This window comes from Pseudomonas sp. H9, from assembly GCF_004353925.1.
Lineage (GTDB): Bacteria > Pseudomonadota > Gammaproteobacteria > Pseudomonadales > Pseudomonadaceae > Aquipseudomonas.
The window spans coordinates 1-24778 of record NZ_SMOK01000039.1 but is presented as its reverse complement, the minus strand read 5'-3'; the positions used below and the strand labels follow the sequence as shown (position 1 = coordinate 24778).

General features: G+C 58.8%; 26 protein-coding genes and 1 tRNA gene. 21 read left to right on the top strand and 6 right to left on the bottom strand.

Going from position 1 to position 24778, the window contains the following annotated elements; translation table 11 throughout:
• Positions 1–7 precede the first annotated feature (7 nt).
• From E1573_RS22980 to E1573_RS22910, 15 genes are all read left to right on the top strand, one after another.
• Complete coding sequence (locus E1573_RS22980; RefSeq protein WP_133216840.1) at positions 8–754, top strand: YebC/PmpR family DNA-binding transcriptional regulator; 747 nt, start codon at positions 8–10, stop codon at positions 752–754.
• Positions 755–923: 169 nt separating this feature from the next.
• Positions 924–1448, top strand: a complete 525-nt coding sequence (gene ruvC, locus E1573_RS22975; RefSeq protein ID WP_133216839.1) for a crossover junction endodeoxyribonuclease RuvC — start codon at positions 924–926, stop codon at positions 1446–1448.
• A gap of 108 nt (positions 1449–1556) precedes the next feature.
• On the top strand, positions 1557–2165 hold the full coding sequence (ruvA, locus tag E1573_RS22970) for a Holliday junction branch migration protein RuvA (RefSeq protein WP_133216838.1): 609 nt from the start codon (positions 1557–1559) through the stop codon (positions 2163–2165).
• On the top strand, positions 2166–3221 hold the full coding sequence (gene ruvB, locus E1573_RS22965) for a Holliday junction branch migration DNA helicase RuvB (RefSeq protein WP_133216837.1): 1056 nt from the start codon (positions 2166–2168) through the stop codon (positions 3219–3221).
• A gap of 126 nt (positions 3222–3347) precedes the next feature.
• Positions 3348–3803: a tol-pal system-associated acyl-CoA thioesterase gene (gene ybgC, locus E1573_RS22960; protein WP_133216836.1), complete on the top strand. Its 456-nt coding sequence runs from the start codon at positions 3348–3350 to the stop codon at positions 3801–3803.
• Positions 3804–3805: 2 nt separating this feature from the next.
• Positions 3806–4501 carry a protein TolQ gene (gene tolQ, locus E1573_RS22955; RefSeq protein WP_133216835.1) on the top strand — a complete coding sequence of 232 codons (696 nt, stop codon included), beginning with the start codon at positions 3806–3808 and terminating at the stop codon, positions 4499–4501.
• A 14-nt stretch (positions 4502–4515) separates the two neighbouring features.
• Positions 4516–4968, top strand: a complete 453-nt coding sequence (gene tolR / locus E1573_RS22950; protein WP_065761580.1) for a protein TolR — start codon at positions 4516–4518, stop codon at positions 4966–4968.
• Entirely contained in the window at positions 4968–6044 is a 1077-nt protein-coding gene (gene tolA / locus E1573_RS22945) for a cell envelope integrity protein TolA (protein ID WP_133216834.1), read from the top strand. The genes tolR and tolA overlap by 1 nt, the downstream gene beginning before the upstream one ends.
• The gene (tolB, locus tag E1573_RS22940; RefSeq protein ID WP_133216833.1) at positions 6041–7342 is read left to right on the top strand and encodes a Tol-Pal system beta propeller repeat protein TolB; all 1302 of its coding nucleotides are present in this window, start codon (positions 6041–6043) and stop codon (positions 7340–7342) included. Before tolA ends, tolB begins: the two co-directional genes overlap by 4 nt.
• Before the next feature lie 52 nt (positions 7343–7394).
• Positions 7395–7892, top strand: a complete 498-nt coding sequence (gene pal / locus E1573_RS22935; protein ID WP_028943075.1) for a peptidoglycan-associated lipoprotein Pal — start codon at positions 7395–7397, stop codon at positions 7890–7892.
• Between the two features lie 6 nt (positions 7893–7898).
• The gene (gene ybgF, locus E1573_RS22930; RefSeq protein WP_133216832.1) at positions 7899–8714 is read left to right on the top strand and encodes a tol-pal system protein YbgF; all 816 of its coding nucleotides are present in this window, start codon (positions 7899–7901) and stop codon (positions 8712–8714) included.
• Positions 8715–8873: 159 nt separating this feature from the next.
• The gene (queE, locus tag E1573_RS22925) at positions 8874–9521 is read left to right on the top strand and encodes a 7-carboxy-7-deazaguanine synthase QueE (protein WP_133216831.1); all 648 of its coding nucleotides are present in this window, start codon (positions 8874–8876) and stop codon (positions 9519–9521) included.
• Between the two features lie 14 nt (positions 9522–9535).
• The gene (gene queC / locus E1573_RS22920) at positions 9536–10210 is read left to right on the top strand and encodes a 7-cyano-7-deazaguanine synthase QueC (RefSeq protein ID WP_133216830.1); all 675 of its coding nucleotides are present in this window, start codon (positions 9536–9538) and stop codon (positions 10208–10210) included.
• A gap of 61 nt (positions 10211–10271) precedes the next feature.
• Positions 10272–10347, top strand: a tRNA-Lys gene (locus tag E1573_RS22915).
• Positions 10348–10524: 177 nt separating this feature from the next.
• A complete protein-coding gene (locus E1573_RS22910) occupies positions 10525–11211 on the top strand; it encodes a peptidoglycan DD-metalloendopeptidase family protein (RefSeq protein WP_133216829.1) in 687 nt (228 codons plus the stop codon).
• Between the two features lie 7 nt (positions 11212–11218).
• Here the strand turns inward: E1573_RS22910 and E1573_RS22905 are convergent, their stop codons facing one another.
• The 5 genes from E1573_RS22905 to E1573_RS22885 form a co-directional block, all read right to left on the bottom strand.
• The gene (locus E1573_RS22905; protein ID WP_133216828.1) at positions 11219–12625 is read right to left on the bottom strand and encodes a DUF1254 domain-containing protein; all 1407 of its coding nucleotides are present in this window, start codon (positions 12623–12625) and stop codon (positions 11219–11221) included.
• A complete protein-coding gene (locus E1573_RS22900) occupies positions 12622–13032 on the bottom strand; it encodes a hypothetical protein (protein ID WP_133216827.1) in 411 nt (136 codons plus the stop codon). The genes E1573_RS22905 and E1573_RS22900 overlap by 4 nt, the downstream gene beginning before the upstream one ends.
• Positions 13033–13135: 103 nt before the next feature.
• A complete protein-coding gene (locus E1573_RS22895) occupies positions 13136–14431 on the bottom strand; it encodes an FAD-binding oxidoreductase (protein WP_133216826.1) in 1296 nt (431 codons plus the stop codon).
• Between the two features lie 14 nt (positions 14432–14445).
• Positions 14446–15534 carry a polyamine ABC transporter substrate-binding protein gene (locus tag E1573_RS22890; protein WP_133216825.1) on the bottom strand — a complete coding sequence of 363 codons (1089 nt, stop codon included), beginning with the start codon at positions 15532–15534 and terminating at the stop codon, positions 14446–14448.
• A 51-nt stretch (positions 15535–15585) separates the two neighbouring features.
• Entirely contained in the window at positions 15586–16944 is a 1359-nt protein-coding gene (locus E1573_RS22885) for a glutamine synthetase family protein (RefSeq protein WP_133216824.1), read from the bottom strand.
• Positions 16945–17117: 173 nt separating this feature from the next.
• On the opposite strand from E1573_RS22885, the gene E1573_RS22880 reads away from it, so the two are divergent.
• From E1573_RS22880 to nadA, 4 genes are all read left to right on the top strand, one after another.
• On the top strand, positions 17118–18029 hold the full coding sequence (locus E1573_RS22880; RefSeq protein WP_133216823.1) for a helix-turn-helix domain-containing protein: 912 nt from the start codon (positions 17118–17120) through the stop codon (positions 18027–18029).
• A 92-nt stretch (positions 18030–18121) separates the two neighbouring features.
• A complete protein-coding gene (locus E1573_RS22875) occupies positions 18122–18991 on the top strand; it encodes an oxaloacetate decarboxylase (RefSeq protein ID WP_133216822.1) in 870 nt (289 codons plus the stop codon).
• A 52-nt stretch (positions 18992–19043) separates the two neighbouring features.
• Positions 19044–20543, top strand: a complete 1500-nt coding sequence (locus E1573_RS22870; RefSeq protein ID WP_133216821.1) for a YdgA family protein — start codon at positions 19044–19046, stop codon at positions 20541–20543.
• Between the two features lie 238 nt (positions 20544–20781).
• A complete protein-coding gene (gene nadA / locus E1573_RS22865; RefSeq protein WP_133216820.1) occupies positions 20782–21840 on the top strand; it encodes a quinolinate synthase NadA in 1059 nt (352 codons plus the stop codon).
• Between the two features lie 79 nt (positions 21841–21919).
• Here the strand turns inward: nadA and E1573_RS22860 are convergent, their stop codons facing one another.
• The gene (locus E1573_RS22860; RefSeq protein ID WP_133216819.1) at positions 21920–23353 is read right to left on the bottom strand and encodes a M48 family metalloprotease; all 1434 of its coding nucleotides are present in this window, start codon (positions 23351–23353) and stop codon (positions 21920–21922) included.
• 103 nt (positions 23354–23456) lie between these two features.
• Here E1573_RS22860 and E1573_RS22855 point away from each other — a divergent pair, with 103 nt between their 5' ends.
• Both E1573_RS22855 and E1573_RS22850 read left to right on the top strand, forming a co-directional pair.
• Positions 23457–23696, top strand: coding sequence for a sulfurtransferase TusA family protein (locus tag E1573_RS22855; RefSeq protein ID WP_133216818.1), 240 nt, complete (start codon positions 23457–23459; stop codon positions 23694–23696).
• Positions 23697–23720: 24 nt separating this feature from the next.
• Positions 23721–24778 (top strand): AI-2E family transporter (locus tag E1573_RS22850; RefSeq protein WP_133216817.1); only part of this gene is annotated, 1058 nt, incomplete at its 3' end.

Below are 24778 nucleotides of genomic sequence, written 5' to 3'. Positions count from 1 at the left end.
GTGCGTTATGGCTGGTCATTCCAAATGGGCAAACATCAAGCACCGCAAAGAGCGCCAGGACGCCAAGCGAGGCAAGATATTCACCAAGTGGATTCGTGAGCTGACCGTCGCCGCCAAACAGGGCGGCGGCGATCCGGCGTCCAACCCGCGACTGCGTTTGGCGCTGGACAAGGCACTGGGCGCCAACATGAGTCGTGACATCATCGACCGGGCGATTGCTCGTGGTGCTGGCGCGACCGAAGCCGATAACGTTGAAGAGCTTAGCTACGAGGGTTATGGCCCGGGTGGTGTGGCGATCATGGTCGAAGCCATGACCGACAACCGCAACCGTACTGCAGCCGCCGTGCGTCACGCCTTCAGCAAATGTGGTGGCAACCTGGGTACTGATGGCTCTGTGGCTTACCTGTTCGAGCGCAAGGGGCAAATCAGCTTCGCTGCGGGTATCGACGAAGATGCGTTGATGGAGGCAGCCATGGAGGCCGATGCTGACGATGTGGTCAGCAACGAAGACGGCTCTTTCGATGTGTTCACCTCCTTCGCCAGTTTCTATGCTGTGCGCAACGCTCTGGAAGAAGCAGGCTTCAAGGCCGCTGACGCCGAGATTGTCATGCAGCCGACCACCAGTGCCGAACTGGACCTGGACGGTGCGCAAAAAGTCCTCAAGTTGATTGATATGCTTGAAGACCTGGACGACGTCCAGAACGTCTATTCCAATGCCGAGATTCCTGACGCTGTCATGGAGCAGTTGGGCTAACCACACCCTGTGGGAGCGGGCTTGCCCGCGATAGCGGTTTGTTAGTCACACCGCATCGCGGGGCAAGCCCGCTCCTACCGGATCGTATTAAAGCCGGACCCGTCTGCAGGCGGGTCCGGCTTCTGTCTTTACAACGACGCCTAGATGCGTCATCGAGTATGCAGGCGTTATGACTCTGATTCTTGGCATCGACCCTGGCTCGCGCATCACTGGCTATGGCGTGGTGCGGCAAGGGGCGCGGGGCTGCGAATACGTGGCTTCCGGGTGTATCCGCACGGGTAGTGGCGAGTTGCCTGAACGTTTGCAGATAGTGTTTCGCGGCGTGCGCGAGATCATCACTCAATATGGGCCAGTGACGATGGGTATCGAGCGCGTGTTCATGGCGCGCAATGCCGACTCGGCGCTCAAATTGGGCCAGGCCCGTGGCGCGGCGATTGTCGCGGCCATAGAAGAAGGGCTGGAGATCGCTGAATACAGCGCGACGCAAGTCAAGCAAGCGGTTGCCGGTACCGGCGGAGCGAATAAGGAGCAAGTGCAGATGATGGTCATGCACCTGCTCAAATTGACCCAGAAACCGCAGATTGACGCCTCGGACGCATTGGCCATCGCCTTGTGTCATGCCCATACACGCTCCAGCCTGATACCTCATGGCCTGGGGACGGCGCGTCGGCGTAGCGGGCGTCTGCGGCTCTGATAGCATCATGCGCTGAAACAAATTTTGACCGAGCAATGCCATAGGCTATTGCATTTGCTGCTAGGGTTGACCGGTTATTTGCCGGCACCCATGAGGAAGGATTGCAACGTGATTGGACGTTTGCGCGGCACACTGGCTGAAAAGCAGCCGCCGCACTTGATTGTTGATGTCAATGGCGTGGGTTATGAGCTTGAAGTGCCCATGACCACCTTGTACCGCTTGCCCAAGCTGGGTGAGGCGGTCACCTTGCATACCCACCTGGTGGTTCGTGAAGACGCCCATTTGCTCTATGGCTTCTATGAAAAGCGCGAGCGCGAGCTGTTTCGTGAGCTGATCCGCCTCAACGGTGTTGGCCCCAAGCTGGCCCTGGCGTTGATGTCGGGCCTGGAGGTCGATGAGCTGGTACGCTGTGTCCAGGCCCAGGATGCTTCGGCGTTGGTCAAAGTGCCGGGCGTGGGTAAAAAGACCGCCGAGCGTCTGTTGGTCGAACTCAAGGATCGTTTCAAGGCCTGGGAAACGTCACCGGCCATGTTCGCTCTGGTGCCCAATGGGCCGTTGCCGGTTGCGGCTGTGTCCAGCGCCGAAAGCGATGCGGTCAGTGCTTTGATTTCCCTGGGCTACAAACCTCAGGAAGCCAGCAAGGCAGTGGCAGCCGTCAATGCCAAGGGGTTGAGCAGCGAAGAACTGATCCGTCGCAGCCTGAAGGGAATGATCTAAGTGATTGAAGCTGATCGACTGATAGCCGCCAGCGGGCGTGACCGTGAAGAGGTCCAGGACCGGGCGATCCGTCCGTTGCGCCTGGCCGAATACATCGGTCAGCCGGTGGTGCGTGAGCAAATGGCGCTGTTTATCCAGGCCGCTCGCGGGCGCAGTGAGTCTTTGGACCATACCTTGATCTTTGGGCCGCCGGGGTTGGGTAAAACCACGCTGGCCAATATCATCGCCCAGGAAATGGGGGTGTCGATCAAGAGCACCTCGGGTCCGATCCTTGAGCGCCCTGGCGATCTGGCGGCTCTGTTGACCAACCTTGAGCCGCACGATGTGTTGTTCATCGATGAAATTCACCGGCTGTCACCGGTTGTCGAAGAAGTGCTTTATCCAGCGATGGAAGACTTCCAGCTCGATATCATGATCGGGGAGGGCCCGGCAGCGCGTTCGATCAAGCTTGATCTGCCGCCGTTCACCCTGGTGGGGGCAACCACCCGAGCCGGTATGCTGACCAACCCGTTGCGTGATCGTTTTGGTATTGTCCAGCGCCTGGAGTTCTACAACACCGAAGACCTGGCGACCATCGTCAGCCGTTCCGGTGGCATTCTTGGCCTGCCGATCGAAGATCAGGGCGCGTTCGAGATCGCCCGTCGTGCCCGTGGCACGCCACGGATCGCCAATCGTCTGCTGCGCCGCGTGCGCGACTACGCCGAGGTGCGCGGTAAAGGGCAGATCACCAAGTCAATTGCCGACATGGCCTTGAACCTGCTGGATGTTGACGAACGTGGTTTCGACCATCAGGACCGTCGCTTGCTGCTAACCATGATCGAAAAGTTTGATGGCGGTCCAGTTGGTGTCGACAGCCTGGCTGCAGCCATCAGTGAAGAGCGTCACACTATTGAAGATGTGCTCGAACCCTACCTGATTCAGCAGGGCTATATCATGCGAACGCCAAGGGGTAGGGTCGTGACGCGTCACGCTTACCTGCATTTTGGCCTGAACATTCCCAATCGCCTCAACGAGTCGGTCAACGGCGAAGGTTTTTCCGCCCAGACCGATGAATGACAGATTTATCTGCGGTTTTCGTGGTCCTATCGGCTGACATGGAAGTGCCACGCTGGCAAAACGACATAAACGATGAAAAAACAGTTGCCAGGGCGGATTGGCAAGCTGAGGAGTTAGCACTAGAGTATGCGCGCGCAAAATGGGCTTGAGTCGTTCGCACACCGTTGTCGGGTCTATTACGAAGACACTGATGCGGGTGGTGTGGTGTATTACGTCAACTACCTGAAATTCATGGAACGTGCCCGCACCGAGCGGTTACGTGCCTTGGGCTTTGCCCAATCGGAATTGGCGCAGGAGAACCTGTTGTTTGTGGTCCACTCCAGCGAGGCGCGCTATCACGTGCCTGCGCGGCTGGACGACGAGCTGCGGGTGACCGCGCAAGTGCTTGAGTTGAACCGCGCCAGCCTGCGTTTTGTACAGCAGGTGTGGCGTGAAAAAGATGCAACGCTGCTCTGCGAAGGGCAGTTCCTGGTGGCCTGTGTGCGCGCCGACACTTTCAAACCCCGGGCTATCCCCCCAGCACTGCGAGCGGCCTTTGCCGAGGCAGGCGAACCGGGTATTCAATCAATTGCAGGAGATTAAGCGTGGAAGCTAACGTCGTCGACCATACCTCCATGTGGAGCCTGGTCAGCAATGCCAGCATCGTGGTACAGCTGGTCATGCTGGCTCTGGTTGCCGCATCGGTAACGTCATGGATCATGATTTTCCAGCGCAGCACCATGCTGCGCGCCGGTCGTCGAGCGCTGGACAGCTTCGAAGAGCGCTTCTGGTCGGGGATCGACCTGTCCAAGCTGTACCGCCAGGCTGGCAGCAACCCGGATCCGGACTCGGGCGTCGAGCAGGTCTTCCGTGCCGGTTTCAAGGAGTTTTCCCGTCTGCGTCAGCAGCCAGGTGTTGATCCTGACGCGGTGATGGAAGGTGTTGGCCGTGCCATGCGCGTTGCCATTTCCCGCGAAGAAGAAAAGCTCGAGCAGAGCTTGCCGTTCCTGGCCACCGTAGGTTCCACCAGCCCGTATATCGGCCTGTTCGGTACCGTATGGGGCATCATGAACTCCTTCCGTGGCCTGGCCACTGCCCAGCAGGCGACCCTGGCCACCGTGGCCCCGGGTATCGCCGAGGCACTGATCGCTACCGCGATCGGCCTGTTCGCCGCTATTCCAGCGGTTATTGCCTACAACCGTTTCGCTGCCCGCAGTGAAGTCTTGATCGGCCGTTACTACACGTTCGCCGACGAGTTCCAGGCCATCCTGCACCGTAAAGTGCACACCAGCGAAGAGTGATCAGGTAAAAGCCCATGGCCCGAGTTCGCCACAAACGCAAGCCGGTCGCCGAGATGAACGTGGTGCCTTACATCGACGTGATGTTGGTACTGCTGGTCATTTTCATGGTGACCGCACCGATGCTCAACCAGGGCGTGAAGGTCGACCTGCCCAAGGTTTCCAGTGAAGCCTTGCCGCAGGACAACAACGTCCAGGTCCTGACCATTTCGATCAAAGCTGACAAGACCTACTACTGGAACCTTGGCAGTGAAGTCGACACCGACAAGCAGATGGACAAGGCCATGACCTTGCCGCAAATGACCGACGCGGTGACCAAGATCATCGCCGCCGGGCGCGATCAGGGTAAACAGACCCAGGTCTTCATCCGTGGCGACAAGTCCGTCGACTACGGCGCGGTTATGGGTGCCATGGGCGGGTTGCAGAAGGCAGGTGTCGGTAACGTTGGCCTGATTACCGAGGCGCCCTGATGCAACAGCGAGAGCCATCCGCCTCGGAAAGCTATTTCTGGCCCAGTGTCTGGGCCATTGCGCTGCACGTTCTGGTGTTCGGCATGCTGTTCGTCAGCTTTGCCTTTACGCCTGAACTGCCGCCGGCCAAGCCTATTGTCCAGGCAACCCTGTACCAGCTGAAATCGAAAAGTCAGGCCACCACCCAGACCAATCAGAAGATTGCGGGTGAAGCGAAGAAAACCGCTTCGCGCCAGACTGAAGAAGAGCAGATGGAGCAGAAGAAGGTCGAGCAGCAAGCGGTGAAAGCTGCGGAACAAAAGAAGGAAGAAGCCGCTCAAAAGGCGGAAGAAGCGCGTGCCGAAGCCGAGGCCAAGAAAGCCGAGGAAGCCAAGAAGGCTGACGAAGCGAAGAAAACCGCCGAAGCCAAAAAAGCCGAAGAGGCGAAAAAGGCCGCCGAGAAGCAACAGGCTGACATCGCCAAGAAGAAGGCTGAAGAGGAAGCCAAGAAAAAGGCTGACGAAGAGGCCAAGAAGCTGGCCGCTGAAGAAGCCAAGAAAAAAGCCGCCGAGGACGCCAAGAAGAAGGCTGCCGAGGATGCCAAGAAAAAAGCAGTAGCTGAAGAAGCGAAGAAAAAAGCTGCTGAAGAGGCCAAGAAGAAAGCTGCAGCTGATGCGGCCAAGAAGAAGGCTCAGGATGCAGCCCGCAAGGCGGCAGAAGACAAGAAAGCCCAGGCCCTGGCCGAGCTTCTGTCGGACACCACCGAGCGCCAGCAGGCATTGGCTGACGAGCAGGGTGACCAGGTAGCCGGTGACTTCGACGACCTGATCCGTGCACGTGCGGCTGAGGGCTGGGCACGTCCACCTTCTGCGCGCAAGAACATGACGGTGGTTCTGCAGATCGGCATGCTGCCTGATGGCACCATCACGTCGGTGAGCGTAGCCCGCTCCAGTGGTGACGGTCCGTTCGACAGCTCGGCAGTTGCCGCGGTCAAGAACATTGGTCGTTTAACCGAAATGCAGGGCTTGAAACCGAGCGAATTCAATCCCTATCGTTCATTCAAGATGACATTCACACCTGAGGATCTAGCCTTGTGATTAAACTTCTTCGAGGACTGCTGGTCGTTCTCTGCTGCGCAGCAGGGATCGCCGTAGCAGAAGAAAAGAACATTCTGGTCACCAGCGGCAGTGATCGCGCCACGCCTATCGCAGTCGTACCGTTCGGTCTGCAGGGCGGCAGCGTGCTGCCTGAAGACATGGCGGACATCATCGGTAATGACCTGCGCAACTCCGGTTATTACTCGCCGATCCCGCGGCAGAACATGATCAGCCAGCCTAGTCAGGCCAGCGAAGTGATTTTCCGTGACTGGAAAGCCTTGGGCGCCCAGTACGTCATGGTGGGCAGCATTGTGCCGGCCGGTGGTCGCCTGCAGGTGCAGTACGCCCTGTTCAACGTTGCAACCGAGCAGCAGGTGCTGACCGGCAGCGTGTCAGGCACGGTTGATCAGTTGCGCGATATGTCGCACTACATTGCCGACCAGTCGTTCGAGAAACTGACCGGCATCAAGGGTGCGTTTTCGACTCGTATGCTGTACGTGACGGCCGAACGTTTCTCTGCCAACAACACCCGCTACACCCTGCAGCGTTCGGACTATGACGGTGCCCGTGCAGTGACCCTGCTGCAATCGCGTGAGCCGATCCTGTCGCCGCGCTTTGCGCCAGATGGCAAGCGTATTGCCTATGTGTCGTTCGAACAGAAGCGCCCGCGCATTTTCGTTCAACACATCGATACGGGGCGTCGTGAGCAGATCACCAACTTTGAAGGCCTCAATGGCGCACCAGCCTGGTCGCCGGATGGCTCGCGCCTGGCGTTTGTACTGTCCAAAGATGGCAACCCGGACATCTACGTGATGAACATGGGTTCGCGTCAGCTGTCGCGTGTTACTGCCGGCCCAGGTATCAACACCGAACCGTTCTGGGGTAAAGATGGCTCGACCATTTATTTCACTTCCGACCGTGGCGGTAAACCACAGATCTATAAAACCAATGTTTCTGGTGGTGGTGCCGAGCGTGTAACTTTTGTTGGTAACTACAACGCCAACCCTAAACTTTCGGCGGATGAAAAGACGTTGGTGATGATTCATCGTCAACAAGGTTTCACCAACTTCAAGGTGGCTGCACAAGATTTGCAGCGCGGTAGTGTAAAGATTCTCTCTGAAACAAGTCTTGATGAGTCTCCTACTGTTGCGCCCAACGGCACCATGCTAATCTACGCCACCCGCCAGCAGGGCCGGGGAGTCTTGATGCTCGTCTCTCTCAACGGACGCGTGAGGCTCCCGCTTCCTACCGCTCAAGGCGAAGTCAGAGAACCGTCCTGGTCCCCTTACCTGAACTGACGCGGCGCTTTACGTTGTACTTAACACATTGGGGTTCATTAGGAGTTTCACGATGGAAATGCTGAAGTTTGGTAAGTTTGCTGCGCTGGCCCTGGCCATGGCCGTGGCTGTAGGTTGCTCTTCGAAAGGCGGTGACGACGCAGGTCAAGGCGCTGTCGACCCTAACGCTGGCTACGGTGCCAACACTGGCGCTGTTGACGGCAGCCTGAGCGAAGAAGCTGCTCTGCGCGCAATCACCACCTTCTACTTCGAATACGACAGCTCGGACCTGAAGCCAGAAGCCATGCGCGCTCTGGACGTTCACGCCAAGGACCTGAAAGGCAACGGCGCTCGCGTCGTGCTGGAAGGCAACACCGACGAGCGTGGTACTCGCGAATACAACATGGCTCTGGGCGAGCGTCGTGCGAAAGCCGTTCAACGCTACCTGGTTCTGCAAGGCGTTTCTCCTGCCCAGCTGGAACTGGTTTCCTACGGCGAAGAGCGTCCAGTTGCTACCGGCAACGACGAGCAGTCCTGGGCTCAGAACCGTCGCGTCGAACTGCGTAAGTAATTCGATATGCGAATGTGCCGTCGTGCTGTAACCGTCCTGGCGCTCAGCTTGCCCCTCGTGGCGTGGGCTGAGGTTCCTGTTGTTGATGACAACGCTGGCTATAGCGGCGCAAGCAGCTATCCGCCCGCGGGTTATGGTACGAACGGCGCCTACGCCGGGGGAGGGGTCACGGCCCCTGCCTCGGCGCAGGGTCAGCTGTTCCTGCAACTGCAGCAGATGCAGGATCAGCTATCGCGTCAACAAGGCATCATCGAAGAGCTGCAAAACGATGTTGCGCGCATGAAACAGGAAAGCCTGGAGCGTTACCAGGACCTGGATCGGCGTATCGGAACCGGTGCTCCAACCGAGGCTCCACAGAATTCTGCCGCAGGTGGCGAAGCCGCCGCCGGCGCTGCTGCAGGTGCCGCTGCTGCGCAGCAACCTGCCGCTTCCAGCGAACCTGGCGATCCGGCCAAAGAGAAGCTCTATTACGACGCTGCCTTTGACCTGATCAAAGCCAAGGATTTCGACAAGGCCAGCCAGGCGTTCAACGCCTTCCTGCGCAAATACCCGAACAGTCAGTATGCGGGCAACGCCCAGTACTGGTTGGGGGAAGTGAACCTGGCCAAAGGCGACCTGCAAGCTGCAGGGCAGGCTTTTGCCAAGGTCAGCCAGTTGTATCCCAAGCACAACAAGGTGCCGGATTCGCTGTACAAGCTGGCCGACGTAGAACGCCGCCTGGGTCACACCGACCGGGTGAAAGGCATTCTGCAACAAGTTATTACCCAGTACCCGGGTACTTCGGCTGCACAGCTGGCTCAGCGCGATTTGCAAAAGCTCTGATTCAGCCGTTTCAAAAGAAACCCGCGCTAGCCGCGGGTTTTTTCGTTAGAATCACTGCCCTTTTATTGAAATACGCTGTTGTAAATTACGCGATGCCGGGTTTACAGCGGTGCCTGACGGAGGCGGACAGCCTGTTTAGCTGTTACGCCCGTGGCGACTATGCAAGAAACATTACGTATTACCGAAGTTTTTTACTCTTTGCAGGGTGAAACGCGTACCGCTGGGCTGCCCACGGTATTTGTCCGTCTCACCGGCTGCCCGCTGCGCTGCCAGTATTGCGACAGCGAATACGCCTTCAGTGGTGGCAGCATCCGCACCCTCGATTCGATCCTCGAACAGGTCGCAGGCTTCAGGCCGCGTTATGTCTGTGTCACCGGCGGTGAGCCGCTGGCTCAGCCCAATGCCATTGCGCTGCTCAAGCAGCTCTGTGATGCCGGTTATGAGGTTTCGCTGGAAACCAGTGGTGCCCTGGACATTTCCAAGGTGGATGCGCGTGTCAGCCGGGTGGTTGACCTGAAAACCCCGGGTTCCGAGGAAGCGCACCGTAACCGTTACGAGAACATCGAACTGCTGACCCCGAATGACCAGGTCAAGTTCGTTATCTGTTCGCGTGAAGACTATGACTGGGCAGTGTCCAAGCTCATTCAGTACGGCCTGGAAAAGCGAGCAGGTGAAGTGCTGTTCTCACCAAGCCATCACCAGGTGAGTGCAACCGACCTTGCCGATTGGATCGTGGCTGACAATTTGCCGGTTCGTTTTCAGATGCAGCTGCACAAGCTGTTGTGGAACGACGAGCCGGGACGCTGACAGGAGTGAATGCAATGACTGAGAAACGCGCAGTAATTCTGCTTTCCGGTGGCCTGGACTCGGCCACCGTGGTTGCCATGGCCAAGGCCGATGGCTACAGCTGTTACACCATGAGTTTTGATTACGGTCAGCGCCATCGCGCCGAGCTCAATGCTGCACAGCGGGTTGCCCGCGATCTGGGTGTGGTCGAACACAAAGTGATTGGCCTGAATCTGGACGGCATTGGTGGCTCGGCCCTGACCGACAGCAGCATCGACGTGCCAGAGGCGCCAAGCGAAGGCATTCCGGTGACCTATGTGCCGGCACGCAATACAGTGTTCCTGTCGTTGGCGCTGGGCTGGGCTGAGGTGCTTGAGGCGCGGGATATTTTCATTGGCGTCAACGCGGTGGATTATTCGGGCTATCCGGATTGCCGCCCGGAGTTTGTCGAGGCGTTTGAGCGCATGGCCAACCTGGCCACCAAGGCGGGTGTAGAAGGCGAAGGCTTTCGTATCCAGGCGCCACTGCAGAACTTGAGCAAGGCGCAGATCGTTCAGGCCGGTATTGCTCGTGGAGTGGATTACAGTCTGACGGTTTCCTGCTATCAGGCCGACGACGAAGGCCGTGCCTGTGGTAAATGCGACAGCTGCCGCCTGCGTGCAGACGGCTTCAAAGCAGCCGGTGTAGAAGACCCAACACGTTATTTTTAAATTATTTTGCGATGGGGTGTTGATTTCCTGTTAGAAATCAGTATTATACGCGCCATCCAACGGGTCGTTAGCTCAGTTGGTAGAGCAGTTGGCTTTTAACCAATTGGTCGTAGGTTCGAATCCTACACGACCCACCATACGCTGTAAGTTAAAGCCCGCGTCCTGCAAAGGTCGCGGGCTTTTTCTATTCCCCATGGGGAATGTCTTCGTTACTGTTGGTTTCACTCATCCCCGCGTCCTGTAGAACCTGTAGAATCGGCAACGGCAAGCGACACGCGGTCGTCGGCTTAATGGTGTGTGCGAAAGGATGTGGTGTGTTGTTCAGAATTATTCTGATCGCCCTGATGTTGGCGATATCTGCTTGTAGCTCTCATGCACCCAGCCAGGGTGTTTCTGCCAATAAAGTGGTGACGGGCAGTTACAAGGTCAAACGCGGCGATACCCTGTATTCGATTGCCTCGCGCCACGGTTGGAATTTCAAAGAGCTGGCACGCTATAACGGCATCAGCCCGCCGTATGCGGTAAACGTTGGCCAGACGATTCGTTTTGGCGGTTCAAAAGCCGCAGCGCGGCCTGCGACCCGTACCGCCAGCAAGCAAAAGCCCGTTGCCCCGGCCACTAAGGTCACCTTGCGCGGTTGGGCGTGGCCGGTGCAGGGCACGGTGATCGGCCGGTACTCGGCGGCCGACAAGCTCAGTAAGGGTATCCGTATCGCAGCCCGTCAGGGGCAGCCCGTATTTGCCAGCCTCGGTGGCAAGGTTGCCTTCGCAACCAATATCCGCGGCTATGGCAACCTGATCATCCTTCAGCACGGCACGTCCCATGCCAGTGTCTACGGCCACAACAGCAAGTTGCTGGTCAAGGAAGGTCAAACCGTCAGCAAGGGGCAGAAGATTGCCGAGGCGGGTGATCTGGATGCCGATCGCGTGCAGCTGTACTTCGAGATTCGTCAGAACGGAAAACCCCTGGACCCGTTGAGTGTGTTGCCCGCATCCAGCTGAGTAACCGCTAAGGTGCACTTATACTCGGGGTTGGCGTCAGCAGCGGTTGTTTCCATTGCCCGCTGGCAACCTGAGGGCCAGGCATATACAGGCGCAAAATGCCGTAGAAAGGGCCGTCGGGGGTGGGCAGCCAGTTGCTCTGCAGGTTGTTTCCAGGCAATTCGTGCTGCAGGTAGAGGGTTAATGATCCATCCGGGTCTCGTTTGAGCTGATCGAGCATCCGTGAGTTGATCAGGTAACGCTTGAGCGGGTTGTCCACCACCTGCCGGGTTTTGCCGTCGTATAGGGTCAGTGACCACAAAGCCCTGGCCGGTGGCAGTTGACCTTTGGCAAAGCGCAAGGTGTAAGTGTGTTTACCGGCATCGAGGGGCTGCCCCAGGGCATCGGTGTCGTAGCTCATTTGGGTGGCTTCTTCGACGGCGTTGCCAAATAGCCTGAGGGTGGCACCGGCATAGCGGTACAAGTAGTTGTGGCTCATCTGTTCAGGGCTGCCGTACAGCTCTGCGTTGTTCACTTTGTGGCTATCGATGAAATCTTTTTTGAACGCGGCAAACGTGGCCTTGCCGTCGTCGATGCCCGCCTGAAGTGCCTGATACTGCTCTGCATCCAGCATGCTTTCTTCGAACGGCTTGTCGATGTCGATACCGATCTTCTTGAAGCGCTGCAGCAGTTCGCTTTCGCTGTCTTGTGCGGGCGCGAAAGCCATCATGAAATTCAGGTAGCGGAACAGTGCCGGGCTGTCGCTGATGTTGGCTTGTGGTCTGATCCAAGCCACTGCTGGCAAGACCGGTGGCGGGGATTGATCGAGGAAGCTGCTCAGCGGCTCGACGCTGTAGCCGTGCTGGATCGCCCTGACGTTGTGAAGGTCGGCCTCGTTGAATAATTGTGTACGGTACAGGGCATAAACAATCTGGTTCTTGCTGTAAACCACCTTGTCGATGCCGTCAGGTACAGGCCCTTGCCAGGACGGCCCGGCGATCATGAAGTGCCCGCCTTTGTTACCGGTGCTGCGAGTACCCAGGTAGGCGAAATTCTGGGTGTAGAGATCGATCAGTTGTGTCGCGTAGTAGCGATTGTCTTCGATCTCCGGCAGGGTCAGTACTACGGGTTCGCTACGCAGGTCCATCCATAGAAACGAGTAGGCCGTATCCAGGTTCGGGGTGTCGGGCGCAGTATCGTTGGGTGTGAACGCCTGGGTGCTGTTGGCGATCTGGTTGAAGGGCGCCTTGTAGCCTGGGCTGCCCATGTCTACGGCTTGGGTGAACAGGGTTTTGTACATTTCTACGACGGGAAAGCCGTAGAGGTAGGCTTCCTTGGCGATCTGCCGGGCTTCGTCGAGGCTGGCGTTGAACTCGGCCTGGGCGTTGGCTATCGATAGTAGCAACGCCACAGGCAGGCTAAGCAGTCGTCTCATTGTCTGTACTTGATGACAATGCCTTTGAGTTTGCGTCCTTCAATGGAGTGAATATCACGGTCCCACAGCGGGCCACTGACGTAGGCCGACACTGGCTGGATCTGGTCATACACCACGACCACGGCATCCCCACCGATGCTGGCGGCCTGCTCGCGCAGCTTTTGCTCGACCTCGGTAATGGGCGGCGGCGGTTCGACACTGGCGTCGACGACGATTTCTCCAAGCCGGTCGTGAGGCCGCAGAGGCTCGGTGCGCAGGACCTCGACCTCGCTGGCGCTGGTGGGGGCAAAATGCGGCGCCCCAACGTACTCCGTGGTGCGCGCATCAATGCTGGTGCAGCCGCCAACGGTTAACGCCAATGCAGCCAACAGCGCGCCTTGTGCCAGGCGCCAGCGAACAGTGTTCATCGTTCGATTCCCTCTGAATCCGATCACGGGTTGATACCAGAACTTAATTGAAAATAGCTGCAATTAAGGGGGTCGCAAGCGGCCTTTGGAGAAATCGATAGCGTTAGCCCAGCACCTCCCGCAGCCGGTACCACATCATCCCCAAGGCCAGCAGCGGCGAGCGCAACGCCTTGCCACCGGGGAAGGTCATGTGCGGAACGGCGCTGAACACATCCATTCCCTGGCTGTGGCCGATATCAATGGCCTCGGCGAGCAAGCGCGCCGTCCAGTGGGTGACGTTCAAGCCGTGCCCTGAGTAGCCCTGGGCGTAATACACATTGGGATGCTGCGCCAAGCGGCCGACCTGAGGGAAGCGGTTGGCAGTGATGCCGATCTTGCCGCCCCATTGAAACTCAATGCGGGTATTGGCCAGTTGCGGAAATACCTTGAGCATCTTCGGGCGCATGTAGGCAGCGATGTCCAGCGGATCGCGCCCGGAATAGTGGCAAGCACCGCCGAACAGCAGACGCTTGTCTGCGGTGAGGCGGTAATAATCCAGGCCAACTTTCTGGTCACAGAGCGCAAGGTTCTGTGGAATCAGTTCATTGGCCAGTGCCGGTGCCAAGGGTTCGGTGGCAATGATGTAGCTACCGGCCGGCAGCACCTTACCGCTGAGGCGCGGCTCCAACTCGTCCAGGTGAGCATTGCAGGCCAGTACCAGGCTGCCAGCGCGCACGCTGCCTTGGGCGCAGCGCACCTGCACGGTGGCGCCGTGATTGATCTCCAGCACCGGGCTGTGTTCGAAAATCCTCACGCCCAGCGAGGTGGCGACACGCGCCTCGCCCAGCACCAGGTTGAGCGGGTGCAGGTGGCCTGAGCCGCGGTCGATCAGGCCGCCCGCGTACAGTGAAGAAGCAACCACTTCCTGCATCTGCTCAGGGCTGACCAGTTGAGTCTCATGGCGGTAGCCCAGGGCCGCCAGGCTGTACTGCTCTTCGCGAAAGGCGGCAAATTGCGCGGGCGTATTGGCCAGTTCGCAAAACCCCCAGCGCAGGTCGCAGTCGATGTTATGCGTACGGATACGTTCGGCTACCACCTCAACCGATTCGATGCCGGCACGCTGCAGGTATTTCACGCCGTCCTGGCCAACATACCGGGCAAAGCCTTCGACTTCATGGCCAATACCGCGGATCAGTTGGCCGCCGTTGCGCCCGCTGGCGCCCCAGCCAATGCGCCGGGCCTCCAGCAGAATCACCGACAGGCCGCGCTGAGCCAGTTCGATAGCGGTGTTGACGCCGGTAAAGCCGCCGCCGATCACACACACATCGGCATTCAGATCAGCGTTCAGTGGTGGGTGTTCAGGCATCGGTCCGACCGATGCCCGGTAGTAGGAGCTGGTGTGTTGCTCAGCAGCATTCATAGAAAAGTCCTGGCTCATTTGTTCGACTTCACTTTGCTCCAGGAGCGAGTCATCAGGCGCATGATCGCCGGCGTCGGGGTGTTGGAAACGTACAGCTTGTCCAGCACCTCTTGCGGCGGATAGATTTCAGGGTTGTTGACCAGCTCGGCGTCCATGTACTGCTTGGCTGGCGGGTTGGCGTTGGCGTAGCCGACCGTGGCGCTGACCTTGGCGATCACTTGTGGGTCGAGCAAGTAGTTGAGGAAGGCATAGGCCTCTTTCGGGTTGCTGGCGTCGGAAGGAATGGCCAGCAGGTCAAACCACAGGTTGCTGCCTTCCTTGGGAATCGAGTAAGCCACCTTTACACCGTTATTCGCTTCCTTGGCGCGGTTGGCCGCCTGGAACACGTCACCCGAGTAACCGAAGGCAACGCAAATGTCGCCGTTGGCCAGGTCTGAAACGTACTTCGAGGAGTGGAAGTAGGTGATGTACGGGCGCAGGGTCAGTAGCTTGGCTTCGGCCTTCTTGTAGTCTTCGGGGTTGCTGCTGCGCGGGTCCATGCCCATGTAGTTGAGCACCGCCGGGAACAGTTCGTCAGCCGAGTCCATGAACGACACGCCGCACTTGCTGAGTTTTTTCAGGTTCTCTGGTTCGAACATCACTGCCCAGGAGTCGATGTGATCGACGCCCAGCACTTGCTTGACCTTGTCGACGTTGTAACCGATACCGTTGGTGCCCCACAGGTAAGGTACCGAGTGCTGGTTGCCGGCATCGTTTTCCTCAAGGGCCTTGAGCAGCACCGGGTCGAGGTTTTTCCAGTTCGGCAGTTGTTCGCGGTCGAGCTTGAGGAACGCGCCAGCGGACACCTGGCGCGCGAGGAAGTGGTTGGAAGGCACGACCACGTCGTAGCCGGTGCGACCGGCCAGCAGCTTGCCTTCCAGGGTTTCGTTGGAGTCGAACACGTCATAGATAACCTTGATACCGGTGCTGCCCTGGAAATCGGCCAGGGTGGTTTCACCGATATAGTCGGTCCAGTTGTACACGCTGACACTGGGCTGGGCCTGGGCCACGGCGCTGACCAGCAGCGCCAGGGTTGCACTTGCAACTGTTTTCAATGAACGCATATCGACACCTATTCGAATTGTTTTATCGATGTTTATGAGGGGGGGTAAGGCTCAGACGCTGAGCAGCAAGAACTCCCGCTCCCAGGAACTGATCACCCGCTTGAAGTTTTCATGCTCGGCGCGTTTCACCGCGACGTAACCGCGGACGAACTTGCTGCCCAGGTGCTGCTCGACGCTCGGGCAGTCTTCCATGTTGGCCAGGGCGTCTTCGATGGTGATCGGCAGGCGCAAGTTGCGGCGCTCATAGGCGCGACCCTGAACCGGGGCGCTGGGGTTGATCTTCTCGACCATGCCCAGGTAGCCACACAGCAGGCTGGCGGCAATCGCCAGGTAAGGGTTGGCGTCGGCACCCGGCAAGCGGTTCTCCACGCGCATGGCCTCAGGGCTGGAGGTCGGGACCCGCAGGCCCACGGTGCGGTTCTCTTCACCCCACTCGACGTTCACCGGTGCCGAGGTGTCTGGCAGGAAACGGCGGAACGAGTTGACGTTGGGGGCGAACATCGGCAGCACCTTGGGGATGTACTTCTGCAGGCCGCCGATGTGGTGCAGAAACAGCTCGCTCATCTGCCCTTCGTCGTTGACAAAGATCGGTTTGCCGGTGGCGATGTCGACCACGCTCTGGTGCAAGTGCATGGCACTGCCCGGTTCATCACCGACTGGTTTGGCCATGAAGGTGGCGGTGACGTTGTGCTTGAGCGCTGCCTCGCGCATGGTGCGTTTGAATACGGTGATCTGGTCGGCCAGGTCCAGGGCGTCGCCGTGACGGAAGTTGATCTCCATCTGCGCCGGGCCGTCTTCGTGGATCAGGGTGTCGAGGTCCAGACCTTGGGCTTCGCACCAGTCGTAGACGTCTTCGAACAGCGGATCGAATTCGTTGGCGGCATCAATGGAGAACGACTGCCGACCACTTTCGGCACGGCCCGAGCGGCCCAGGGGCGCCAGCAGCGGCAAATCCGGGTCTTCGCAGCGTTGGGTCAGGTAAAACTCCATCTCTGGCGCAACGATGGGTTGCCAGCCTTTGTCGGCATACAGCTTGAGCACTTTTTTCAGGACGTTGCGCGGCGACAGCTCAATCGGGTTGCCTTGCTTGTCGAAGGTGTCGTGGATGACGATGGCAGTGGGCTCCAGCGCCCATGGCACTACATAGACCGCAGCCGAGTCCGGACGACAAACCATGTCGATGTCGGCCGGATCCAGCAGGTCGTAGTAGATGTCGTCGTCGACGAAATCCCCGGTTACCGTTTGCAGCAACACACTTTCCGGCAGGCGCATGCCTCGCTCATGCAGGAACTTGTTGGTGGGCGCAATTTTGCCGCGGGCGATACCGGTCAGGTCACTGACCACGCACTCGACTTCGGTAATCTTGTGTTCTTTCAGCCACGCAGACAGCTGATCGAAAGGGGCATTCATAAAGACCTCGTTATTGGTTTTATTACGCGCCAGGACCAGCGTTCAAGGCCGGTATGCCGTCTGGACGACTTCCCCTGCAGCGCGTTGAGGGCTATCTTGGGTGAGCCTTGCACATCCATCTATCCACTTTCTGCAGGAAAAAATGCACCAAAAGAGTGCATAAAGAGCGGCTCATGACAGCGGCAAATTCGTTCCAGGTACAAGCCTTCAGCACCGCCGACGTCGGTGAACAAGTGCGTGCCACACCCAGTTGGACCCAGCATTATCAGCAAATGTCGCCCGGGCACTTCGCCGGGCAGGTGCGTTGCCTGGACCTGCAGGGGGTGGAGATTTACGAAGAGTTCATGAACACCCGGGTCGAGCAAAACTTCAGTGCTCCGCCCGGCGCGTTAGCGTTCTGTTTCGACCGTACCGACAACAGCCTGTACCTGCTCAATGGCGAAAGTCGCAATATCTGGATCACCCCGGAGAATTACCAGGAAGTGGCTGTGGTGTTCGGCCCTGAGTTCGTCCAGCGGCACAGCCTGGATATCGGTCGGCTTGAAGGCCTGTTCATGGCGCCGCTCAATTCGATGCAGAACGCGTTGTTCGGGCGCTGGTTGAGCAGCACGCTGACGCGCCTGGGGCAAGAAATCGATCCGCCCAGCCGCGAAGCGCTGGCTGAGCAGTTGTTCGACGATTGCTTGTTTATCCTCGACAATGCCTGCATCTGTTTGGATCGTGGTGCGTTGTGGCGCCGTTCGGAAGAGCGCACCATCATGCGGAGGGTAGGGGAGTGGGCCGCTGATTGCCCTGAAGAAACCCTCAACTTGCTGGAGCTGGCGCACGTTGCCGGGGTGTCGCTGCGCCAACTGCAACAAGCGTTCAAAGCCTTCACTGGCATGACCCCGGCACATTGGCTGCGCCTGCGTCGGCTGAACAGCGCACGCCGCGATCTGCTCAACAGCCGGGCGGGTTCCAGCACGGTGGCTGAAGTGGCCATGCACTGGTCGTTCTGGCACCTGGGACGGTTCTCCAACAGTTACCAGCAACTGTTCAAAGAGTTGCCCAGTGAGACGCTGAAACGTGCGCAGCAGCGCACTTGAGCCGGTAAATGCCGACTATCTGATGCTGTCGGCCAGAGGGCCAGCAGTGGTATGTTCTCTCCAATAAATGAAGTCGATAAATCGGAAAGACCATGCCAAGAGCCTCCCACCAAGACCTGCGTCGCGCGTTTCGCCAACTCCTTGCTTCACCTACCTGCTACCACACGGCTTCCGTGTTCGACCCGATGTCGGCACGTATTGCCGCCGACCTGGGTTTCGAGGTGGGTATTCTGGGTGGGTCGGTCGCTTCCCTGCAGGTGCTGGCTGCACCTGATTTTGCCCTGATTACCCTCAGCGAGTTCGCCGAGCAGGCCACGCGCATTGGCCGGGTGGCCCAGCTGCCGGTGATTGCCGACGCCGACCACGGTTATGGCAACGCCTTGAACGTCATGCGTACGGTCACTGAGCTGGAGCGTGCCGGGATCGCCGCGCTGACCATCGAAGATACCCTGCTGCCAGCCCAGTTCGGGCGCAAGTCCACCGACCTGATCAGCATTGCCGAGGGCGTCGGTAAAATCCGCGCCGCCCTGGAGGCTCGCGTCGATCCGGAGCTGTCGATCATCGCCCGAACCAATGCCGCGCTGATTCCGGTTGAGGAAGTGATCGCTCGCACCGTGGCTTATCAGAACGCGGGCGCCGATGCCCTGTGCATGGTCGGTATCCGTGATTTCGACCACCTGGAGCAGATCGCCAAGCACCTGAGCGTCCCTTTGATGCTGGTGACCTACGGCAATCCGCAGTTGCACGATGACGCACGTTTGGCACAATTGGGCGTGCGCATTGCCGTGGACGGCCATGGTGCCTATTTCGCGGCGATCAAAGCGACCTATGACTGCCTGCGCGAGCAGCGCCGGATCACCAGTAGCGCTTCGGACCTGAGCGCCACCGAACTGACCCATACCTACACCGTACCGGGCGACTACATCGTCTGGGCCCGTGAGTACATGGACGTCAACGAATAGGCCGACGGCCTTGCTGCAACAACTCTCAACAAATGGACAAGCGGGACAATTCATGAAGAAGACAGTGGGTGTACTTTCAGGGCTCGTCGTTGCCGTGGCCGCAGTGGCTACAGCAGGGGCCTGGTACACCGGCAAGCAATTGCCAGACGTGCTCAAACAGGCCATGGCCCAAGCCAATGTTCAGCTCAAGCAATCGAGCGGGGTAGGCGGCAGCATGACCCTGGAGCTGACGTCGCTGGAAACGCACCTGTTCTCGAGCACTGCGCAGTACCGCTTCAAAGTCAAAGACCTGATGGTCGGCGATCAGTTGGAGAGCTTCGAAATGAGTTTCGTTGATCAGATCGAACACGGCCCTTTGCCGTGGTCGCGGGTCAAGGCATTGAAACTCATGCCGGTCATGGCCAGCAGCAACTATGCCTTGGAAAAGGATGACTTCACCGAAGGGTTGTTTGCGGCCAGTGCTGGTGTTGCGCCGCTGTATGGCCAGAACACCTTGGGCTACGACGGTTCGACCGACGCTACGCTGATCATGCCGCCTATGCAGGTGAGCGAGGCTGGCGAAACACAGGTGAAGTTCTCCGGGCTGCAGATTCAGGGCAGCGGTACCCGCAATGGCGAGCAGGTCACCTTCACGGGTGATTCTGCCAGCCTGTTCATGAACTTGACTGAGGCGAACGGCACCCCGCTCAAGGTTGAGCTCAAAGACTTCAAGCTGGGCGGCGACATGAGTCGCAGTGCCTACGGTTTCTATGTTGGCACCATGAACATGGGCTTGGGTGAGGTCAGCGCGCTGGTCGGCCCAGAGGAAAAAGCGCTGCGCTTCAAGCAACTGGAGCAGAACAACGAGTACCGTGCTGACGGCGACAAGTTCTCCGGCAACATGGCTTACAAAATCGGTGACATCAACTTTGATGGCAATCCGGTGGGTTCCACCCAGATGCTCTGGAGCGTGAAGAACTTTGATATTCCGGCCATTCAAGCGCTGGTTACCTGGTATCAGAGCCGCCTGCCGGAATTTCAGGCCGCAGCACTGCAAGGCGAGACCTTGCCGTCGTTGCCAATGACCGAGCAGGAAAAAGCCGAGTTCACCGCGAACCTGCAACAAGTGCTGGCGGGCAAGCCTCAGATCGCACTCGACGAGTTCTCGTTCAAGACAGCCAACGGTGAAAGCCGCTTCAGCTTGAGTGTCGAGCTGAACAAACCGTCGTCACTGGAGCTACCGCCAGCCGAACTGTACAAACAGATGATCGCTCAGGTGCAGAGCAAGCTGCAGGTGTCCAAACCGATGATTGGTGACCTGGCGACTTTGCAGGCCCGCCTTGAAGGGCAGAGCGATGCGCAGATTCTGGCTCAGCACGCATCGCAAGCCGGTGAAATGGTCAGCATGATCGCGCAGCAGAGCCAAATGGCCACGGTGCAGGGCAACGATATTCTTGCCAACCTGCATTACGCCAACGGCATGGTGGACTTCAACGGGCAGAAAATGACTGTCGAGCAGTTCGCCAACGTCATCATGGCCAACATCGGCGCCATGCAGGGCGCTGAGGGTTGATTGCCGGCCCCGGGGCGACTGTCCGGTCGCCTCGGGGGCTTGTTCGACTAAAAAAACCTTTTGAATTCATCCGATTAACTGTAGCCTTCGGCATCCCATAAAAACCCGAGGCCGCAGAAGGTCTTTGGTTCTGCCTGCATTGCCATTCAGCGCCTTGCCTGCAGAGCCTGTAGCCGATTTGCCAGGGCTCGGTGATACACTCGACTTACGCGCACAAGCGCCTGCAGGTCCAGCGATCATGACCCAGATTTCCGAACGCCTTTTGGTCCAAGCTCACCTCGATGCCAAGCAGCCCAAGCCGCTGACGCCCGAGCAAGAGGCCGAATACCGCGCCGCCATCGCCGCCGAACTCAAGGCACAGAACGCGGTGTTGGTCGCCCATTACTACTGTGATCCGGTGATCCAGGCACTGGCCGAGGAGACCGGCGGCTGCGTGTCCGACTCGCTGGAAATGGCCCGTTTCGGCAACAAGCACGAAGCCAGTACGGTGATCGTTGCGGGTGTGCGTTTCATGGGCGAGACGGCGAAAATTCTCAACCCGGAAAAACGCGTGCTGATGCCAACTCTGGAGGCGACCTGCTCGCTTGACCTGGGTTGCCCGGTAGACGAGTTTTCCGCGTTCTGCGACAAGCACCCTGAGCGCACCGTGGTGGTGTACGCCAACACCTCGGCGGCGGTCAAAGCCCGTGCAGACTGGGTGGTGACCTCCAGCTGTGCGCTGGAAATCGTCGAGAGCCTGATGGACAACGGCGAAACGATCATCTGGGGCCCGGATCAGCACCTGGGTCGTTACATCCAGAAGCAAACCGGTGCCGACATGCTGCTGTGGGACGGTGCCTGCATCGTTCACGAAGAGTTCAAGTCGCGCCAGTTGGCCGATATGAAAGCCCTGTACCCCGAAGCCGCGATCCTGGTGCACCCAGAATCGCCTGAGTCGGTGATCGACCTGGCCGATGCCGTGGGCTCTACCAGCCAGTTGATTGCCGCTGCGCAAACGCTGCCGAACAAAACCTTCATCGTCGCCACCGACCGCGGCATCTTCTACAAGATGCAGCAGCTGTGCCCCGACAAGGTCTTCATCGAGGCGCCTACCGCCGGTAACGGCGCGGCCTGCCGCAGTTGCGCGCATTGCCCGTGGATGGCCATGAACACCCTGGAGCGCACCTTGCAGTGCCTGCGTGAGGGTAGCAACGAGATCTTCGTGGAGCCGGCGCTGATTCCTCAGGCGATCAAACCGCTCAAACGCATGCTCGATTTCACCCAGGCTGCGCGCATGAAGTTGTCTGGTAACGCTTAAGGAATCTTTCGCGGGGCAAGCCCGCTCCTACAGTGATCACCTGTGGGAGCGGGCTTGCCCCGCGATGCTTCTCAAACCCTTAGCGCATCATTTCCTTGATCATCCGCTGCTGCTCCAGCAACTCACGCTGACGGGCATCGATTTTCGACGCCAGTACGTAGTTGTTGCCTGCCCGGCGCTTGGCGTAGTCAAGCTGCTGCAGGGCCTGGTCATAATCGCCCACCAGTGCAAAGTATTCTGCACGGGCCTGGTGCAGGCCGATGGTGTTGCCAGACAACCCGCGTACTTCCGCCACGTCATACCACACGTCCGGGTCGTCAGGACGGTTCTTGAGCAGTGCGTCCAGCGCCTTCTCGGCCTCAGCCGGGCGGTTCTGTTTCAACAACAGATCAATGCGTGCCTGCTGCAACGGATAGTTCGCCGGGTACATCGAACGCATGCGATCAACCCGCTTCTGAGCATCGTCCAGACGGTTGTTAGTGATATCCAGATCTACTTGCGCCAGGTTGTAGGTGATGTCGTTGGGCGCCTTGTCCAGCAACGGCTTGAGGGCTTCACGCGCCTCATTCAGACGCCCACCCTTGATCAGGGCAATCGCCAGGCCGTAGCGGGCTGAATCGAGGTTCGGGTTCTCATCCAGCTGGGCACGGAAGCGTTTGGCGGCGAGGCCTGGCGTGCCCTCATAGATCAACGCGACACGGGCGCGGATCAGCTGATAGCGCGCGCTGTCTTCAGTGCCGCCTTTGGGGGCCTGTTCTGCCCGGTTGCGGGTGTCGGCGATACGCGACTCGGTGACCGGGTGAGTCAGCAGGAATTCAGGCGGCTTGGCGTCGTAGCGGTACTGACGCATCAGGCGTTCGAACATGCTCGGCATGTTGCGCGGGTCGTAGCCGGCCTTTTCCAGGTTGAGGATACCGATACGGTCGGCTTCCTGTTCGTTTTGCCGCGAGAAGCGCCGTTGTTCCTGGATGGCAGCCGCCTGGGTGCCGGCAATCGCCGCGATACCGGCGTCACCGGCACCGGCAGCCGCGGCAACGATACCGGCGAGCAAGGCCGCCATCATCGGCAGTTGCATGCGCTGCTGGGCTTCGACACCACGGGCGAAGTGACGTTGTGACAAGTGCGCCAGTTCGTGCGCCAGTACCGAGGCGTATTCGCCTTCGGTCTGGGCGTTGAGGAACAGGCCGCCGTTCACCCCGACGATCCCGCCAGGGGCGGCGAAGGCGTTGAGTTCACGGCTGTCGATGAGAATGAACTCCAGGCGCCGGTCTTGCAGCTGGCTGGTTTCAGCCAGGCGATAGACGCTGGTTTCGACATAGTCCTTGAGCTGGGGATCGTTCAGTTGATTGACATTGCCCCGCAGCAGGCTGAGCCAGGCGCGGCCGAGCTGATGTTCCTGTTGGGGGGAGACAATGGCAGAACTGGCGTCGCCAAGTGACGGCAGGTCGTCGGCATGGCTGGGAAGCGCCATCAAACAGGCCAGCGTCAGCAGGGTAGGGCGCAATAAATTCATGCACGAAGCTCTGGTCGACAAAGAACCTTACTGTAGCTGGCTCACACGTTGGCGACCAGTGGCGGTATTCTACGAAACCTGATCGAACTTGCCCGGAGCCCCGATGAGCAATACCCCGACGTTTGACGCTGAACTCGATGCATGTGGCCTGAACTGCCCCCTGCCATTGCTCAAGGCAAAAATGGAACTCAACCGCCTGTCCAGTGGTGCCGTGCTCAAAGTGCTGGCCACCGATGCCGGGTCGCAGCGTGACTTTCGCACTTTTGCCAAATTGGCCGGTCATACGCTGTTGCTCGAAACAGCCGAGGAAGGTGTGTACACCTACTGGCTGCGTAAAGCCTGAGTTTTTCTTTCCTAAGGATTGTTAATGTTCAAGGTGCTTCGCGACTGGATGCAGCGCTACTTCTCCGATGAAGAAGCAGTGGTGCTGGCGGTGTTGTTGTTTCTGGCGTTTACCGCAGTCCTGACGCTGGGTGGCATGCTGGCGCCGGTGCTTGCCGGTATGGTGCTGGCGTTTCTCATGCAGGGGCTGGTAAACGCTCTGGAGCGCCTGCGGGTGCCGACCCGCTATGCGGTGGGCATGGTCTTTACCCTGTTCATGGGCGCCTTGGCGGTGTTTCTGCTGGTACTGGTGCCGCTGCTCTGGCATCAGTTGATTACCTTGTTCAACGAACTGCCTGGCATGCTCGGCAAGTGGCAGTCATTGTTGCTGCTGTTGCCAGAGCGTTACCCGCACCTGGTCTCCGACGAGCAGGTGCTCAAGGCCATTGAGGCCATGCGCGGGGAGATCGGCAAGTTCGGCCAGTGGGCCCTGACCTTTTCGTTGTCGAGCCTGCCGCTGCTGGTCAACATCATGATCTATCTGGTGCTGGTGCCGATCCTGGTGTTCTTCTTCCTCAAAGACCGTGAACTGATTGCACGCTGGGTCAGTGGTTACCTGCCGCGCGAGCGGGCGCTGATGACACGGGTGGCGGAAGAAATGAACCGGCAGATTGCCAACTACATCCGTGGCAAGGGCATCGAGATTCTGATTTGCGGTGTCGCCACCTACATCGCCTTTGTTGCGTTGGGCCTCAACTATGCGGCGTTGTTGGCGTTGTTGGTGGGGCTGTCGGTGGTGGTGCCGTATGTCGGGGCGGTGGTGGTCACGGTCCCGGTCACCCTGATCGCGTTGTTCCAGTGGGGCTGGGGTGATCAGTTCATCTACCTGATGGCGGTGTACGCGATCATCCAGGCGCTGGATGGCAACGTGCTGGTGCCGCTGCTGTTCTCCGAAGCAGTGAGCCTGCACCCGGTGGCGATCATCTGTGCGGTGTTGCTGTTTGGCGGACTGTGGGGCTTTTGGGGGATCTTCTTTGCGATCCCGCTGGCGACGCTGTTCAAGGCCGTACTGGATGCCTGGCCGAGGCGTGATCCGGTGGTTGC

Excerpts from the sequence above, each read along its gene's own strand:
- E1573_RS22980 (WP_133216840.1), top strand. The coding sequence starts at position 8 with ATGGCTGGTCATTCCAAATGGGCAAACATCAAGCACCGCAAAGAGCGC.
- ruvC (WP_133216839.1), top strand. The coding sequence starts at position 924 with ATGACTCTGATTCTTGGCATCGACCCTGGCTCGCGCATCACTGGCTAT.
- ybgC (WP_133216836.1), top strand. The coding sequence starts at position 3,348 with ATGCGCGCGCAAAATGGGCTTGAGTCGTTCGCACACCGTTGTCGGGTC.
- tolR (WP_065761580.1), top strand. The coding sequence starts at position 4,516 with ATGGCCCGAGTTCGCCACAAACGCAAGCCGGTCGCCGAGATGAACGTG.
- tolA (WP_133216834.1), top strand. The coding sequence starts at position 4,968 with ATGCAACAGCGAGAGCCATCCGCCTCGGAAAGCTATTTCTGGCCCAGT.
- pal (WP_028943075.1), top strand. The coding sequence starts at position 7,395 with ATGGAAATGCTGAAGTTTGGTAAGTTTGCTGCGCTGGCCCTGGCCATG.
- ybgF (WP_133216832.1), top strand. The coding sequence starts at position 7,899 with ATGCGAATGTGCCGTCGTGCTGTAACCGTCCTGGCGCTCAGCTTGCCC.
- queE (WP_133216831.1), top strand. The coding sequence starts at position 8,874 with ATGCAAGAAACATTACGTATTACCGAAGTTTTTTACTCTTTGCAGGGT.
- queC (WP_133216830.1), top strand. The coding sequence starts at position 9,536 with ATGACTGAGAAACGCGCAGTAATTCTGCTTTCCGGTGGCCTGGACTCG.
- E1573_RS22905 (WP_133216828.1), bottom strand. The coding sequence starts at position 12,625 with ATGAGACGACTGCTTAGCCTGCCTGTGGCGTTGCTACTATCGATAGCC.
- E1573_RS22900 (WP_133216827.1), bottom strand. The coding sequence starts at position 13,032 with ATGAACACTGTTCGCTGGCGCCTGGCACAAGGCGCGCTGTTGGCTGCA.
- E1573_RS22895 (WP_133216826.1), bottom strand. The coding sequence starts at position 14,431 with ATGAATGCTGCTGAGCAACACACCAGCTCCTACTACCGGGCATCGGTC.
- E1573_RS22890 (WP_133216825.1), bottom strand. The coding sequence starts at position 15,534 with ATGCGTTCATTGAAAACAGTTGCAAGTGCAACCCTGGCGCTGCTGGTC.
- E1573_RS22885 (WP_133216824.1), bottom strand. The coding sequence starts at position 16,944 with ATGAATGCCCCTTTCGATCAGCTGTCTGCGTGGCTGAAAGAACACAAG.
- E1573_RS22880 (WP_133216823.1), top strand. The coding sequence starts at position 17,118 with ATGACAGCGGCAAATTCGTTCCAGGTACAAGCCTTCAGCACCGCCGAC.
- E1573_RS22875 (WP_133216822.1), top strand. The coding sequence starts at position 18,122 with ATGCCAAGAGCCTCCCACCAAGACCTGCGTCGCGCGTTTCGCCAACTC.
- E1573_RS22870 (WP_133216821.1), top strand. The coding sequence starts at position 19,044 with ATGAAGAAGACAGTGGGTGTACTTTCAGGGCTCGTCGTTGCCGTGGCC.
- nadA (WP_133216820.1), top strand. The coding sequence starts at position 20,782 with ATGACCCAGATTTCCGAACGCCTTTTGGTCCAAGCTCACCTCGATGCC.
- E1573_RS22860 (WP_133216819.1), bottom strand. The coding sequence starts at position 23,353 with ATGAATTTATTGCGCCCTACCCTGCTGACGCTGGCCTGTTTGATGGCG.
- E1573_RS22855 (WP_133216818.1), top strand. The coding sequence starts at position 23,457 with ATGAGCAATACCCCGACGTTTGACGCTGAACTCGATGCATGTGGCCTG.